At 64.3% G+C, this 14,266-nt stretch carries 14 protein-coding genes, 1 tRNA gene and 2 pseudogenes; 7 read left to right on the top strand and 10 right to left on the bottom strand.

The features are described 5' to 3' along the window. Positions 1–178 precede the first annotated feature (178 nt). Positions 179–1,285 carry a colicin E3/pyocin S6 family cytotoxin gene (locus ACIQMJ_RS40730; protein WP_499766367.1) on the top strand — a complete coding sequence of 369 codons (1,107 nt, stop codon included), beginning with the start codon at positions 179–181 and terminating at the stop codon, positions 1,283–1,285. Then, a complete protein-coding gene (locus tag ACIQMJ_RS40725; RefSeq protein WP_499766366.1) occupies positions 1,285–1,542 on the top strand; it encodes a DUF7683 domain-containing protein in 258 nt (85 codons plus the stop codon). Before ACIQMJ_RS40730 ends, ACIQMJ_RS40725 begins: the two co-directional genes overlap by 1 nt. A 345-nt stretch (positions 1,543–1,887) precedes the next feature. Here the strand turns inward: ACIQMJ_RS40725 and ACIQMJ_RS40720 are convergent, their stop codons facing one another. Further along, the gene (locus ACIQMJ_RS40720) at positions 1,888–2,277 is read right to left on the bottom strand and encodes an integrase core domain-containing protein (protein ID WP_499766365.1); all 390 of its coding nucleotides are present in this window, start codon (positions 2,275–2,277) and stop codon (positions 1,888–1,890) included. A 148-nt stretch (positions 2,278–2,425) separates the two neighbouring features. After that, positions 2,426–2,629: a hypothetical protein gene (locus ACIQMJ_RS40715; protein ID WP_499766364.1), complete on the bottom strand. Its 204-nt coding sequence runs from the start codon at positions 2,627–2,629 to the stop codon at positions 2,426–2,428. A 1,146-nt stretch (positions 2,630–3,775) separates the two neighbouring features. Between ACIQMJ_RS40715 and ACIQMJ_RS40710 the strand changes: the two genes are divergently transcribed. Continuing rightward, positions 3,776–5,590, top strand: coding sequence for an AAA family ATPase (locus tag ACIQMJ_RS40710; RefSeq protein ID WP_499766363.1), 1,815 nt, complete (start codon positions 3,776–3,778; stop codon positions 5,588–5,590). Positions 5,591–5,606: 16 nt separating this feature from the next. Then, positions 5,607–6,104 (top strand): hypothetical protein, encoded by a 498-nt coding sequence (locus ACIQMJ_RS40705; protein WP_499766362.1) that lies wholly within the window; start codon positions 5,607–5,609, stop codon positions 6,102–6,104. Positions 6,105–6,214: 110 nt separating this feature from the next. Here ACIQMJ_RS40705 and ACIQMJ_RS40700 read toward each other — a convergent pair. The 8 genes and pseudogenes from ACIQMJ_RS40700 to ACIQMJ_RS40665 all read right to left on the bottom strand — a co-directional run. After that, positions 6,215–6,775: pseudogene (locus tag ACIQMJ_RS40700) on the bottom strand (IS256 family transposase); the annotation flags it as partial. 28 nt (positions 6,776–6,803) lie between these two features. Next, positions 6,804–7,097 (bottom strand): integrase core domain-containing protein, encoded by a 294-nt coding sequence (locus tag ACIQMJ_RS40695; protein ID WP_499766361.1) that lies wholly within the window; start codon positions 7,095–7,097, stop codon positions 6,804–6,806. Further along, entirely contained in the window at positions 7,094–7,648 is a 555-nt protein-coding gene (locus ACIQMJ_RS40690; protein WP_499766360.1) for a hypothetical protein, read from the bottom strand. Before ACIQMJ_RS40690 ends, ACIQMJ_RS40695 begins: the two co-directional genes overlap by 4 nt. Positions 7,649–7,850: 202 nt before the next feature. Continuing rightward, positions 7,851–8,135, bottom strand: a pseudogene (locus tag ACIQMJ_RS40685) (transposase); the annotation flags it as partial. 57 nt (positions 8,136–8,192) lie between these two features. Then, positions 8,193–8,525: an integrase gene (locus ACIQMJ_RS40680; protein WP_499766359.1), complete on the bottom strand. Its 333-nt coding sequence runs from the start codon at positions 8,523–8,525 to the stop codon at positions 8,193–8,195. A gap of 228 nt (positions 8,526–8,753) precedes the next feature. Further along, a complete protein-coding gene (locus ACIQMJ_RS40675) occupies positions 8,754–9,284 on the bottom strand; it encodes a hypothetical protein (RefSeq protein WP_499766358.1) in 531 nt (176 codons plus the stop codon). A gap of 183 nt (positions 9,285–9,467) precedes the next feature. Further along, positions 9,468–9,734 (bottom strand): integrase core domain-containing protein, encoded by a 267-nt coding sequence (locus ACIQMJ_RS40670; protein WP_499766368.1) that lies wholly within the window; start codon positions 9,732–9,734, stop codon positions 9,468–9,470. 63 nt (positions 9,735–9,797) lie between these two features. Next, on the bottom strand, positions 9,798–10,607 hold the full coding sequence (locus ACIQMJ_RS40665) for a transposase family protein (protein ID WP_499766357.1): 810 nt from the start codon (positions 10,605–10,607) through the stop codon (positions 9,798–9,800). A 618-nt stretch (positions 10,608–11,225) separates the two neighbouring features. Here ACIQMJ_RS40665 and ACIQMJ_RS40660 point away from each other — a divergent pair. The 3 genes from ACIQMJ_RS40660 to ACIQMJ_RS40650 all read left to right on the top strand — a co-directional run bounded on the left by ACIQMJ_RS40660 (position 11,226) and on the right by ACIQMJ_RS40650 (position 13,474). After that, positions 11,226–12,569, top strand: a complete 1,344-nt coding sequence (locus ACIQMJ_RS40660; protein WP_499766356.1) for a NucA/NucB deoxyribonuclease domain-containing protein — start codon at positions 11,226–11,228, stop codon at positions 12,567–12,569. A gap of 62 nt (positions 12,570–12,631) precedes the next feature. Further along, on the top strand, positions 12,632–13,090 hold the full coding sequence (locus tag ACIQMJ_RS40655; protein WP_499766355.1) for a hypothetical protein: 459 nt from the start codon (positions 12,632–12,634) through the stop codon (positions 13,088–13,090). Positions 13,091–13,390: 300 nt separating this feature from the next. Beyond that, positions 13,391–13,474: transfer RNA gene (locus ACIQMJ_RS40650), tRNA-OTHER, on the top strand. Positions 13,475–14,266 lie beyond the last annotated feature (792 nt).

Below are 14,266 nucleotides of genomic sequence, written 5' to 3'. Positions count from 1 at the left end.
GGCGTCGTGTCATCGGCGTGCTCCACGCCGGACATCATCTCGGTCATCAGGTGCGCATCCTTGATCAGGAGTTACACCACTCGTTTTACAGTCCCCCGGCCTCATCGCCAACTGCGGTCCCGACGGGGACGGCTGCAGCACGCCCAACTACGACAACGTCGGCGCAGACCCGGACAACATGGACAACCCCGACAACTGGGGTACCACGGAATGGGGCGGCGGCTTCAGTACCGCGTACGACTACGAAACCGAAGAGTATTACATCGGCAACTACTCACTGGGCAAGCACAGTGCCAAGTACGGTGCGCAACTGCGCCGCCAGGTCATCAAACAGTTGCTGGGCGAGGATCACAACAGTCGCGCGCTCTACGGCGAACTCGACGAAGCCGAGCTGCTCAGCCAACTCGAAAAAGCCTGTGAACGGGTCAAGGACTGCCAGCGCGAGATGTGGACCGATGTGATTGCCCACAACTACGGCGTGTACGGCAGCCTCGGTGAAGGCATCCTCGGCTCGGCCGCCTCCTACAAGGCGTTGAAGAAGCCGCCTGGTGGATCCAAAGCGATGTGCCCGAACAGCTTCACCGGCGACACGCTAATCCTGATGGGCGACGGCAACGCCAAACGTATCGATCAGATCAAGGTCGGCGAGGCGGTGCTCAATAGCGAGCCGGAAGTCCCTGCGAGTGAGAAGCACCTTGTCACCCAGGTCCACGTAACCACCGAGGATAAGCATTACGTCGATGTGACAGTGGATAGCCCCGGCGGCGCGAAGACCATTAGAACGACAGCACATCACCCGATCTATAGTGCCACCGCAGGGAAGTGGACGAATGCGGAAGACCTGTCCAAGGGGGACGAACTCAACACCCCGGGCAACGGACGCGCCGTCGTGCTGGACACCCACCACTACGTTTCGGAACTGAGGACGTATAACCTGAGTGTGGAAGGTGTGCATACCTTCTATGTCGTCGCTGGCGAAACACCGGTTTTGGTGCACAACGACGGCGGCTACACTCCTCCTCCGCCGGGCAAGAAACTGCCAGGGTTCCCCGATGCGCGGTATGTCGGCCGCGGGTCGCCCGTGAAGGGTGGCGGAAGCCGGGCACGGTGGGAGTTGCCCAATGGGAGCATCCTGGAGTGGGACTCTATGCATGGAACGGTTGAAATGTGGACCAATAAGAAAAAGAACGCGAAACATGTCGGCGAGTTCGACCCGAACACTGGCAAGCAGTTGCCGGGACAGAAGGGTCAGCCGGTGCCAGGGCGCAAGCTAGGTGATTGCTGATGTCCGAACACGTTTGGAGCTTGGAGACCTTCGATAGGGCGACAGGCGAGTTCGTGGGCTACCGCATCTTGGAAGGATTCTCCGACGACGAGGTATTGGATTACCTGGAGTTGGACGACGTCGGCGCCGGGGACGTGTACGAAATCCCCTTGGGATCCATGAACAGGATCGCGTCTCGATACGAGATCGTGGTCGACCACGATCGGTGCGAGTACCTGCTCGCCCGGGTTGCAGCTCCTTCAGGGCCGAACGGGTGAACTGAGTGCCGCTATTCACCTGTGGTTTCCGAAATTGCCCGTATGCTCTTGCCAAAGACAGGGTGGAACTCTCGCCACGAACCTCGGAACCCGCATAGAGTACCTGTGCTTCCCGCCACGCGAACGCGACGGTAAGTACAGCGAGACATCGACAGCAGTGCGACTGCTGAGTGGAACGTGGTCGCGGAGAACCAATGTGGCGTAGCCTGCCATAGGGAGGTTCGAGATGGGTTTTGGGATTGGCCCGTTTTGACGGACAGGGTCCATAAGGTGTGGTCAGGCTACCCGGTCCACCGGGCGGTGCCTGTGGGGCGCCAGTAGTCGGTCACGCGGTCTGATCTGCGTTTATGCTGCTGTGGGTTCGTACTCGTTGATCAGGCCGCCGAGGACTGGTCGGCGGCGTATCGACGTGTGGCTCGGCTCTGCTGGCTTGTGGGGTCGTGGTGGTGCGAGCTGGAGTGCTTGGCGTGGTCTGCGGTGGTTGTAGTGGGCCGCGTAGCGGTTCAGCACGGTCCGGAGGTGGTGTTCATTGATGATGAGCAGGCGGTCGGTGACTTCTCGCCTGACGGTTCCAACGAACCGCTCGGCGTTGGCGTTGGCCCGTGGGCACCGTGGCGGGATCTTCACGGCCTGGATGCCCGCGCCGGAGAGGGCCGCGTCGAACGAGGCGGTGAACTGTCCGGCCCGGTCGCGGATGAGGAACCGGAGGCCGTCTGCCCGGTTGTCGAGGTTCATGAGCAGGTTGCGGGCTTGTTGGGTGGTCCATGCCCCGTCGGGGTTGGTGGTGGTGCTGAGGATGTGGACCGTAGCGGGTGGCGACTTCCATTACGAAGAAGACGTACACGCGTGTGAGGGTGAGGGCGCAGTCGACGTGGAGGAAGTCTCAGGCCAGCATGCTCGTGGCCTGGGCGCGGAGGAACCGTCGCCATGACAGGTCGGTGTCGCGCCGGGGTGTGGGCGGTATTCGCGGGCGCTGGAGCAGGCGGCGAACCGTTGAGGCGGCTACCCGGTGGCCGAGCTTGAGCAGTTCGCCCTGGATTCTGCGGTAGCCCCAGCCGGTGTTCTCCCGCGCCATTCGTTGGATCAACGCCACGACGGTGTCGTCGACCGGCGGTCTGCCGGTGCGGTGCGGGTGGGTCCACTTCCTCGCGACCAGGCGTCGATGCCAGCGCAGGATGGTTCCCCCGGTGTCACCAACCGGTGCTCCCACAGCCGTCGGGGGAGTCGGCGAACCAGCGCGGCGAGCACAGCTCGATCGGTCCAGTCCAGCCTCGGGCGGGGGTTGGTTCGGCGCAGAACGGCGATCTCGTGCCGCAGTACCAGCAACTCCACGTCCTTGGCCGCGGAGGACCGGCCGAGCAGGATCAGCCAGCCGACGAGCCGGACGAAGAGCAGGTAAAGCAGTCGTAACGCCACACCCCACGATCATGCCCTGGTGGTCCAGCGTGCGCGATCGTCGCAGCTCGGCAGCCCAATGCAGACTTCTGACACCCCACACGATCGCCGGAAGCACGCCCCTGGACGACCTGCTACGCGGTCTTGCCCACGGGACTTCGGCAGGCACAGAGTGCAGCGTTCGAGGAACCCAGTGCGTGAGCCGTGTGCCGAGCATCGTGTCGAGGTGGGAAGATCGGCCGCACCCCGCGCGCTCGCCTGCACCTTCGTCCAAGGTCGTGAGCTGCGTTTCGACGGTGCGACGTCCAAGCGTGGATCTCATGGTCCAGCACGTCGCATTGGCGACTCGCTCGTTGATGCGACAGTAGTTCGAGGGTGTCGATACCGTTGCTGTCGAGGCATCGCACCAAAGGGCTGGAGGAGAGGGCTGGATGGGTAGGTGGTGGCGTCCGGTCGTGGCGGCGGTAGTCGCTGCTGGCGTATGGGCGCTGTTACGGTTCGGTTTGCTGAACTGGTTGTCCGACGACCAGCACCCCGCGCGATTTGTAGTGGAGGGCCTGAGTTGGGTCGCTGCGGTGTTGGGGCTGTTTCTGGCGTTGGCGGCGTTCAGCCTGCAGTGGCGTGCGCACAATCGGTCGGCGTCCGCGGGGCCAAACGAGACGGGTAGTGGTGTACGCGTCGAGGGCGGTGTGCATGGCAGCGGGACGGGACCAACGTTCGGTGTGGTCAGCGGAGGGCAGGTAAACGTCGGACAGCGGCCGCCGGACCCTCCCGAGCCGACGCGGAGGTAGGGCGAGCCGCGTCGGAGCACCACTCTGGCCCTGCGGTGACGACTCCGATGGTGTCGCTGAGCGGCGGTGTGCGAGTGTCGGGTCCGGGGACGGCCATCGGCGTGGCCAATTTGGTGAGCATCTACCACACGACCATCACGCCGACGGCCACGTTGCCCCCGACGCCTTACGTGCGCCGAGCGGCACCGGCTGGTACACAAAAGCTGGTCGACGCGGGCGAGCCGTTCTCCGAGTGGGTAGACAACTTCCTCGCCGAGTACTTAGGCCGCTCCGAGGGCCACAAGGTGCCCTTCGGTGGCCGGGACGCCGAGTTGGCCGCGCTCACGTCGTGGCTCACCGAGGAGAACGCCGCTCCCTACGCCCTGCTCACGGCCGAGGCCGGGCGCGGCAAGTCCGCGCTGCTGGCGAACTGGGCCACCCGCGTGCAGGCCGACGGCCGCGCCGACGTCGTGTTCGTGCCCATCAGTATCCGCTTCAACACCGCCCAGGCGTCGGTCGCGCTGCCGATGCTCGCCTCCCGACTGGCGGCTCACTACGGCGAAAAGCTGACGAGCGCCGACCGCTCTTCTGACCAGTGGCAGGCGGAGATCAGTGCGTACCTCGGCCGCCAACCGCGGTCAGACCGGCCGCTCTTGGTCGTCATCGACGGGTTGGACGAGGCGGTCGGCTGGGACGCGGGCGTCCACCTGTTCCCCCATTCTCCGCCGCCGGGTGTGCGGCTGCTGGTGTCGGCGAGGTACGTCGGCGGTGATGCGGACGAGACCAGTTGGCGGCGGCGGCTCAACTGGGTCAGTCCCGCGTTGGCGCGGTCCATAGCGCTGCCACCGCTTGATGCCGATGGGGTGGCCGATGTGCTGCACGCGATGGGAGACCCGCTGGCGGGCCTCGTGAGCCGGGTCGACATCGTCGGTGAGCTGCACCGGCTCAGCGAGGGGGACCCGCTGCTGGTGCGGTTGTACGTCGAGTCCCTCGTCGAGCGAGGCCCTGACGCCGTCCGGTTGTCTCCAGAGGAGTTGCCGTCGATCGAGAAGGGCATGCGCGGCTACTACGACCGGTGGCGGCGCGAGCTGGAGCGCATCTGGCAGGACACCGGGTACACGGTGCCTGGCAAGCAGCGCCAGCTGCAGGAATTCCTAGATCTCCTCGCCTGCGCGCTCGGCCCGGTGAGCCGCGACGACCTAGCGGAGCTGGATCCCGCCGCGCCGACCGGTGTCGAGCTGAACCTGCTGATTCGCGTCGCGGGCCGGTTCGTGATCGGTGACGGCGTCGAGCAGGGGTTGGTCTTCTCCCACCCACGGTTCGGGACGTTCTTCCACGACCTGATGGGTCGCAAACAGCAAGCGAGGTGGACCGCGGCGTTCACCGACTACGGGCACCGCGTGCTGACCGCCGTCCGCGACGGCGTCCTGAGCCCTCGTGAAGCACCGTTCTATGCGGTGACCACCTACGGCGCGCACCTGGAAGCCGCGCACGCGCCCGGCGACCGGGTCTACGAGCTCATCAATCCGTCGTGGCTGGCGGCGTGGAATGCCGTGGCCGGCACTGACGCGGGCTTCCTCAACGACTGTGACCGCGCATGGCGATGCGCCGAACGGGAAGTGCGCGACCCGTCGTGTGCCGACCTCGACTCGGCCGTGGAGATCCAGTTCCTGTGCGCCCTGGCCAAAGCCAGCGTCGTGGCTCGCAGCGACAAAGTGCCCGTGGCGCTGCTCGCCGCCGCATACACCGAAGGTGTGCTGACGGCCGCGCAAGCGCTGGCCATCTGCCGCCGCATGACCCAGGAGTATCGGCGTTCCAGCGCCCTCGTGGCGCTCGCCCCGCTGTTACCCGTGCAGTGGCTGGACGAGTGCGTGTCGATGTAAGAAAGTAGATGAAGGAGTGCTGGAGAACGAAGTTCATAAAATCATCGCCAAGAACATCTGGCTCCTGAGGTCAAGCCTCACTTACTGGTTCGACAACAAGCAATTCGCAACTGTCCTTGGCGACAAGCTCGATGCCCGATTCAAATTCGCTGCCGCCAAACGACCGGATCTAGCCTGCTACGACGATCGACCTCTAGCTGACGCCGACGGAGCAGCCAAGAAGCTTATTGTCATCGAATTTAAGCGCCCGGGTGTCACGATCGGTGCCGATGAACTTCTTCAAGTTATGCAATACAAGAAAGTCTTCGCCACCGCCCTTGCCGGGTTTCCGTCCTCCAATATCGAGGTGATTCTCCTTGGCGATAAGTTTGACCCCTCCTTTGACTTCGACGCTTTCGGCGAAGGGTACTCCATTATGAGTTATCATCAGCTATTGGTCGATGCTCATAGTAGGTACGGGGAGCTGTACAATCGGTTGACCGGCGGCAACACTGAAGGCGTCGACGGCGAATAGTATGGCCGGCGCAGTGTCATCGTCTCGATGAACACCGACGCAGGTGTGCCAGCGTACTGATGCCTACGACCGGTGGTTGTGCGTGTGGGGTAAGGGTGGATTCAACCGGTCAACCCGGCCTGCTCGTTGGGGAAGTGGCCGCGGGCCTTGACCGCGCGGCGGATGCGGGCGTTGACGGACTCGATAGCGTTGGTCGAGCAGATCACCCGCCGGATCTCCACGTCGAAGGCCAGGAAGGGCAAGAACTCGGCCCAGGCGTTGCCCCACAGCCGGACGATGGCCGGATAGCGGTTGCCCCAGGCGTCGGCGAACTCGGCGAACCGTTCCTTCGCGGCGGCCTCGGTCGGGGCGGTGTAGACGGGCTTGAGGGCCTTGGCGATGGCGTCCCAGTGCTGGCGGCCGGCGTAGCGGAAGCTGTTGCGCAGCAGGTGCACGATGCAAGTCTGCACGACCGTGCGCGGCCAGACCGTGGTGACCGCGTCGGGCAGCCCGGTCAGCCCGTCGCAGACCAGCATCAGCACGTCGGCGACACCGCGGTTGCGCAGCTCCGTCAGAACGTGCAGCCAGTACTTCGCGCCCCCGCCGCCGTCGCCGGCCCACAGACCGAGGATGTCGCGGTGGCCCTCTGTGGTCACGGCCATCGCCATGTAGACCGGCCGGCTGGCGACCTTGTGCCGCTCGAAAAGTCATCGCTGCTGGTCAAGCGACATGTCTGTACTCGTTGATGAGGCCGCCGAGGACGCGGGTGCGGAGCAGTCTGTGGGTGTCCAGGTCGTGTAGCGCGGGAGGGTTCTGGTCAGCCTCGGGCGGTAGCTGGTCTCGAGCCTGGTGGGGGCGGTGTCGGTTGTAGTGGTCTTCGTAGATCTTGAGGACCTGGTCTGCGTGGGTCTCGTCCAGGATCAGGATGTGGTCGAGGAGTTCGCGTCTGATGGTGCCGATGACCCGTTCGCAGTGGGCGTTCATCCGGGGCGCCTGTGGGGCGCTGTTGATCACGTGCAGGTCGTCAGCCTGGAAGACGGCGTCGAACGTCTGGTTGTACTTGCCGTCGCGGTCCCGGAGAAGGAAGCGCAGGGACTCCATGCGGTGCCGAGGTCGGCGGTGAGGTTTCTGGCCTGCTGTGTGGTCCACACCTGGGTCGGGTGGGCGGTGACTCCGGTGATGTGCAGGCGTCGGGTGGCCAGCTCACCTTGGATCCGCCGATGGCCCCATCGCGGGTTCTCCTTGGCGAGTCGCAGCACGAGCGTCTTGACCGCCGCTCGGGTTGGTGGGCGTCCGGTACGTCGACGCGCGGTGTGGTCCCACTTGCGGGCCACGAACCTGCGATGCCAGGCGAGCAGGGTGCCCGGTGTGACCGGGAAGACCTCCCGCCATCGGCGGCGATTTACCAGTGCGGACAGGGCGGCGAACCAGAGCCGGTCCGCGGGTTCGTAGCGGACCTGACCCGCGAGTTGCCGACGGAGGACCGCGTTCTCGTGCCGCAGCACGAGCAGCTCGGCGTCCTTCGCTGCCTCGCTGCGCAGCAGCACCGACGGGACGGACAGCAACTTCCGGGTCACCTTGTACAGCAGGGACACGATCACCCGGACATGGTCCCAACGCGGCTACACCCCGCTCTACCAGCAGCAATGACTTTTCGAGCGGCACAGGACCGGGAGACCTTCAGCAGCGTGCACGCCCGTGTGACGTTGCCGCCGCCCGCTCGCTCCGCCTCGATGAACGGATACACGTTCACCGGATCTCCTTCGCGAAGAAAGCCGTGGCGCGCTTGAGGATCTCTACGTCCTCGGTCAGGCGGCGGTTCTCCCGCCGCAGCCTCGTGAGCTCCTCCCGCTCGTCGGTGGTCAACCCGTCGGCGCGGGTGCCGGCGTCACGCTCGGCCTGCACGACCCACTGCCGCACCGCGGTCTCGGTCAGGTCGAAGTCCTTCGCGACCTGGCCCACCGACCGGTCACCGCGCGAGCACAGCTCCACGATCTCGGCCTTGAACTCCGGGGTGAACGACCGCCGAGGCCGCCGCTTCTTCCTACCCATGGGCTCCATGATGGGACATCCCTCCAGGGACCCGCGTCCCCTGATCTCGGATGTCCGTCAGAACGGGTCAGGCCCAGTTACCGGCAGGCACAGGCCGGTGCGGTTGGGGTAGGTCCACTTCTTCGCGACCAGGCGCCGGTGCCATCGCAGGAGGGTCCCCGGTGTCACCAACCGGTGTTCCCGTAACCAGCCGGGTAGGCGTCGCACCAACACGGCGAGCACCGCGCGATCGGTCCAGTCCAACCGCGGGCGAGGGTTGGTTCGGCGCAGCACGGCGACTTCGTGCCGCAGCACCAGCAACTCCACGTCCTTGCCCGCCGATGACCGGCCAAGCAGAACCAACCAGCCGACGACCCGGACGAAGACCAGGTACAGCAGTCGTAGCACCACGCCTCACGATCATGCTCCTCCAGCCCATAGTGTGCGATCACCGCAGCTCAGCGCCTCAGCGCAGAGTTCTGAAACCCCACAGGCTCCGCAACGCCGACCCCCGTCGCCACAACTGATGCCGGCCCGGCACTCCGCACGTCCGCGTCGAGCCGCAGCACCCAGTGACGCTGGTGGGATACCGCCAGATGCTGGGTATCCCACCAGGCGCACACGATCGCTCGACGTCGTCTAAGCGGTAGCGTCGTCGAGTTTCTTCCACGCCAGTCGATAACTGGCTTCGGCACCGATCGGCTCATACGGACGGAAGCGGACCCTGACGCCGTAGATCCACACAGCGTTGAGGTCGCCCAACCGGTTGACGCCGGGGCACAGTTCACCAGGCTCCAGTCCAGGCGCCTCCGGATTTTCCGCGTCCGAGATCAGCTCGCGAACGACCTCATAGGCGTACGGGCCACCGTGCCAGTCGAAATCAATATGGCCGTCAAGGGTGCGCCAATAATCTCGCATTTGAGCACCGGTCAGGATTTCAGTGCCACGGAAAGCAAGTTCAACCGCACCGAGAGCCGCGCGATGCATCTTGACCGGCGGAGGGTTGAAACGACCCGTGTCGCCGGCAACGTCCCACATCACCGGGAGGTGCCTGAAGTCACCCACGTGGGTCAACTGCTGGAGGACGTGGCGCCGAGCTTGCTGGTAAGTCTGCCCGGCGACACCCATGCGATTGCGCACGGTCGCCTTGAAATGCCTGTCCCGAACCATGTTCAGATCCCACCGCGAAGGCCCACACTCCTCCGTTGGTCGCATAAGTAGGACGCTAGCGGCGAAGTGCGCGGTTCATCGAACCTCGTCCTCGACACGTCGACCGGTGTGGGCGGTCTCGACGCTCGGAGAATGGCCTGCGCACCAGCCACATCCATATCCTAGCGCACGGAGATTCGGTGCCTAGCCCGGCTCGTCCTCCGGTCGAATGACCTGTGGGGTGCCAATAGTCGGCCACACGGTTTGACCTGCGGTTAGGCGGCAAGTGGGTTCGTACTCGTTGATCAGGCCGTTGAGGACTGGTCGACGACGTATCGACGTGCAGCTCGGCTCTACTGCTGGGCTGTCCGGTCGTGGTGGTGCGAGCTGGAGCGCTCGGTGGGGTCGGCGGTGGTTGTAGTGGGCCGCGTAGCGGTCCAGCACCGTCCGCAGGTGGCGTTCGTTGATGATGAGCAGGCGGTCGGTGGCTTCGCGTCTGACGGTTCTGACGAACCGCCCGGCGTTGGCGTTGGCTCATGGACGCCGTGGCGGGATCTTCACGACCTGGATGCCTTCACCGGAGAAGACCGCGTCGAACGAGGCGGTGAACTGGCTGGCTCGGTCGCGGATGGGGAATCGGAAATCGTCTGCCCGGTCGCCGAGGCACATGAGTAGGTTGCGGGCTTGTTGGGTGGTCCATGCTCCGTCGGGGTTGATGGTGCCGAGGATGCGGACGTAGCGGGTGGCGACCTCCATCACGAAGAACACGTAGACGCGTTTGAGGGTGACCGCGCAGTCGACATGGAAGACATCGCAGGCCACCATGCTCGCGGCCTGGGCGCGGAGGAACCGCCGCGACGAGGCGTCGCTGTCGCGTCGGGGCGCGGGCGGTACCCGCAGGCGCTTCAAGACGCGGTGAACTGTTGACGCGGCTACACGGTGTCCGAGCTTGAGCAGCTCGCCCTGGATCCGGCGGTAGCCCCAGCCCGCGTTCTCCCGGGCCATCCGTTCGATCAACGCCACGATGGTGTCGTCGAGCGGCGGTCGCCCGATCCGGTTCGGGTAGGTCCACTTCTTCACGACCAGGCGCCGGTGCCATCGAAGGACGTTGGCTGGCGTCACTAACCGGTGCTCGCGCAGCAGCGGAGGGAATCGGCGAACTAGTGCGGCGAGCACCGCGCGGTCGGCCCACTCCAGCCGCGGGCGGGGGTTGGTTTGGCGCAGTACGGCGACTTCGTGCCGCAGCACCAGCAGCTCAGCGTCCTTGGTCGCCGATGACCGGCCGAGCACGACCAACCAGCCGACGACCCGGACGAAGATCAGGTACAGCAGTCGTAGCGCCACGCCTCACGATCATGCTCCTACGGCACGTGATGCGCGATCACCGCAGCTCAGCGCCTCAGCGCAGAGTTCTGGCACTCCACACGCCTCACGGTCATGCCCCTGCAGCACGTGGTGTGTGATTACCGCAGCTCAGCGCCTCAGCGCAGAGTTCTGGCACCCCACAGGCCTCACCTTCGACGATTCCCGCGACACCGCCCGCGAGCCGTCGTCAGACCGTCCACCCACCACCGGACACCAGTGACGACAGACGACCGGAGTGTCCTTGTGACGAGAGTGGTGCCGGGCAGGACGCGCGTCACCGTATGTAGCCGTTGACGTGCGGCCAAGTGGCTGGGGATGTCCACATGCAATCGGAAACCCGGCGACGTGAGTCACGTCTTCAACGATTGACAAGTCGATTCGATATCTGCGGGTAGTGCATCGGCCGATGCTCGTGGCGTTCAGGTGGTTCTGGATCTATTCAGTGGACGTGAATGTTTTGGCTGCTAGCGTCCTCGGTGTCGACCTGGTCGACGACGTCCGTCCTCCCGCCCTTCGGGCCGGAGTTCTTCATTTGAGCCTTAATTGGACTGCCGGGTGCACAGTAGATCTGCATTGAGATCGTTGTTAATCATTCCGGTGGCGGTCGCCCTGACGTTCGGCGGTGTCGTCACGCCATCCGCGTCGGCAGCCGACACGTCAATCATCACGATCGAATCGTTCCCGATGTCCGCCAGCCTCAACGCCTCGGGGTTCCCGGCAGGCGACGTCGATCCGATCCGCTCGGATCGACGTCCCGAACGTCGCCCGGTCACCGCACAGGAACTGGCCGAAATCGCACGTCCCGGCAAGGCGGTCGTAGCGTTACCGGACCAGGTGGGAACCCGATCCGTGACGGCATCGGATTTCGCGCCGGTCGACGACCCGATCACGCACGACGACTGCAAAAACTTCTACGAGAACGCGCCCTCACCCGCACCTCCCAGGTGGTATAAAAATCGTTTCAACGCCTGTTTCGGGCAACTCCTGGTCGCACGCAAGATGAAGCTGCAGAACGGCATCCTGATCACCGAGGCCGCGATCCAGTTCAAGGCCATGTTCCTGATCAGCATGAACAAGGACGCACGCAGTGCGAAAACGACCGTGGACCTGTTCGACTGGTTCGATGCGGCCGGAAACTTCCCGAAAAGCCAGCGGCTGAGCTTCGGCGCCGGCTGTTGGGACCCGGACCCGTCCGGCCCCGAATGCAACCCCGGCACCCTGACCCACGACGATACGATCGCCAACTGGCAGGCCAACGGTCGGCGTGACACCACAGTGACGTTCTCGGGCGCTAGCAGCCCACGACCCGACGACCCCGCGCTCAACGAACAGCGCAGCTTCTATCAGTTCAACCCCTACTGGTACATCGAGACCGGCATCCCGTTCCAGCAGGACTTCGTGACCTGGCCCGAGTTCAACCTGCGCTGCGACATCGCGCGCACCGTGGTCAACACCGGCTACGTGCGCGGCAGCGACTGTGTCTTCCACGAGGCGTCCGGCATCTTCCAACTGTTGCTGTCGGACACGACGTCCTCCGAGTCGGTGGCGTTCCTCAAGGACGCCATGGACGACATCACCCTCACCAAACCCGGCACACCCGGAACCTTCGTGCCGGGCAAGTACGGCACCGCCCACCCGCTGTCGCGCCTGTACTACGACAGCGCCCTCCGGACCGCCAACCGCAACAAATCGATCGCGACCTGTGAGCAGCACTGGGGCGCGACCTACACCCAGCGCACCGACGGACAGACCAACGACTGCGACGAGTACCCGTTCGCCACCACCCACCAGGGCTCCTACTTGGCGTCGGGCACCCGCAGCTACGCGGTGCGTCCCCTGCTCAACGTCCACAACTCCAAGGTAGGCAACTACTTGTCGCAGTTCACCGCAGGTGATCACATCCTGGAAGAGGACACCTACTATGTCCTGATCAGGGACTGAGCGACCAGGGCCGGTATTCGCTAAGATTGCCGTAACCGATACGACCGGCGAGGAGCGGACGAATGGCCGAACAGCAACCCGCGGTGCGACGCACGTGGCGGACACGGCTGCCCCTGGAGTTCGGGCACTTCGTGCTGTTCGACTTTTCCGGACACTCCTCGCCGGCGGATCTCCATACCATGGACTCACACTGGATCGCGGTAAGCGGTGCCGGCGGAGCCATGTTCCACGCCACGGACCGCAACCTCGAAGCCGATGTGATCGTGAACCTCCACGACACCGAGCCTGAACCGGATGATGTCGGGGACCACTCCTACGCCGGCGGATTCCATATTGATTCCGGTAATCTTCTGCTGGCCGCCTCGACCGGAAGCCCGACCGACATCACCGTCGACCTTCCCGCGCCCGGCGACTACCGTCTGAGCGCCCGTCGCCTGCCCGACCTGGTCGACACCAGCCTCGGTGACCAAGCACGATGCGAACAATGGATCGTTCGCATCTGGCCCGCGCGGCCCTCGTGACGCGAGTGCTCTCGCAGATGTGGGTGAACATTCATCTGAGCTTCCCTGTGCCGCTCGAAAAGTCATCGCTGCTGGTCAGGCGACATGGCTGTACTCGTTGATGGGCCCCCCGGACCGGGTAGACGTGCTGCTGGTGACCTGGGTGTAGTTTGGCCGCGACCACGATGTCTGATCCGGGTGACGGTCTGGGGTCGCGAGGAGCATGCAGGAGCGGACCGTGGGAGCAAAATGGGAGCCGTCGGACGCGTTCAACAGCATCGAATCGCATTCAACGGCTCCCAGTGGTCACGTTTTTCCTGCGGTGATTCTGTTTTCGCTGGTAGAGATGTTATGTCCGCTTCATTCACACCGAAGAGGTCACTGGTTCGATCCCAGTATCGCCCACACTGTATTTGTGCAGGTCACTGGCCCGCAGGCGGATCGTCGCTTGCGGGCCAGTGATCGTTTTGGGGAGCAGTTTGGGAGCAGACCTCCTTCAAGGACCATCGCATTCGTGGTCAGACTCGTCTGTCTTCAGCGATAAAACTGCTGGTCGCGCATCTATTGCCCTGATCAACGTCTGGGGTGTCGGGGGTGACCACTTCGTACGCAGCGAGGAGGTCACAGGATGCGGTTGACTGTCGTTCGGGTTGATTGGCGACTTGTAATCAGCCATCGATCCTGCGGTTGCCCAGCCGTCGTTCCCTTCCCAACCGGTGCTTACGCAGCAGTCCGTGGAGTCGGCGGGTGAACGAGGCGCGCACAGCACGATCGGCCCAGTGCTGCTGTGGGTGAGGGGTGGTCCGGCGCAGCACGGTGACGTCATGTCGTCGCACCAGCAGCTCGAGGTCCTTGGCTGCGGGGGTCGTCCGAGGAATATCAGCTGGCTATCGATTCGAACGAAGATCGAATACGGCAGTAGCAGCGCCAGATCACACGATCGCCCCGTATGCCCTGTGGGGTGCCAATAGTCGGCCACACAGTCTGACCTGCGGTTAGGCTGCAGTGGGTTCGTACTCGTTGATCAGGCTGCCGAGGACTGGTCGGCGGCGTATCGACGTGCAGCTCGGCTCTACTGGTGGCCTGTCTGGTCGTGGTGGTGTGAGGTTGTCCCCTTGAACCGGACACCTTGATCCCAGACAGCGCTCTGGGGGAAGGATGTCCTCCGTGTCAGGCAAGTCGAAGTACCCCGAGCAG

The organism is Actinosynnema sp. NPDC091369 (genome assembly GCF_044757065.1).
Lineage (GTDB): Bacteria > Actinomycetota > Actinomycetes > Mycobacteriales > Pseudonocardiaceae > Actinosynnema.
This window is presented reverse-complemented; position numbering and strand designations above follow the sequence as displayed.

Coding starts and splice junctions, on each gene's coding strand:
- ACIQMJ_RS40720 (WP_499766365.1), bottom strand. CDS start 2,277: ATGAACCTCGACAACCGGGCAGACGGCCTCCGGTTCCTCATCCGCGAC.
- ACIQMJ_RS40730 (WP_499766367.1), top strand. CDS start 179: ATGGACAACCCCGACAACTGGGGTACCACGGAATGGGGCGGCGGCTTC.
- ACIQMJ_RS40725 (WP_499766366.1), top strand. CDS start 1,285: ATGTCCGAACACGTTTGGAGCTTGGAGACCTTCGATAGGGCGACAGGC.
- ACIQMJ_RS40655 (WP_499766355.1), top strand. CDS start 12,632: ATGGCCGAACAGCAACCCGCGGTGCGACGCACGTGGCGGACACGGCTG.
- ACIQMJ_RS40675 (WP_499766358.1), bottom strand. CDS start 9,284: ATGGTTCGGGACAGGCATTTCAAGGCGACCGTGCGCAATCGCATGGGT.
- ACIQMJ_RS40710 (WP_499766363.1), top strand. CDS start 3,776: ATGGTGTCGCTGAGCGGCGGTGTGCGAGTGTCGGGTCCGGGGACGGCC.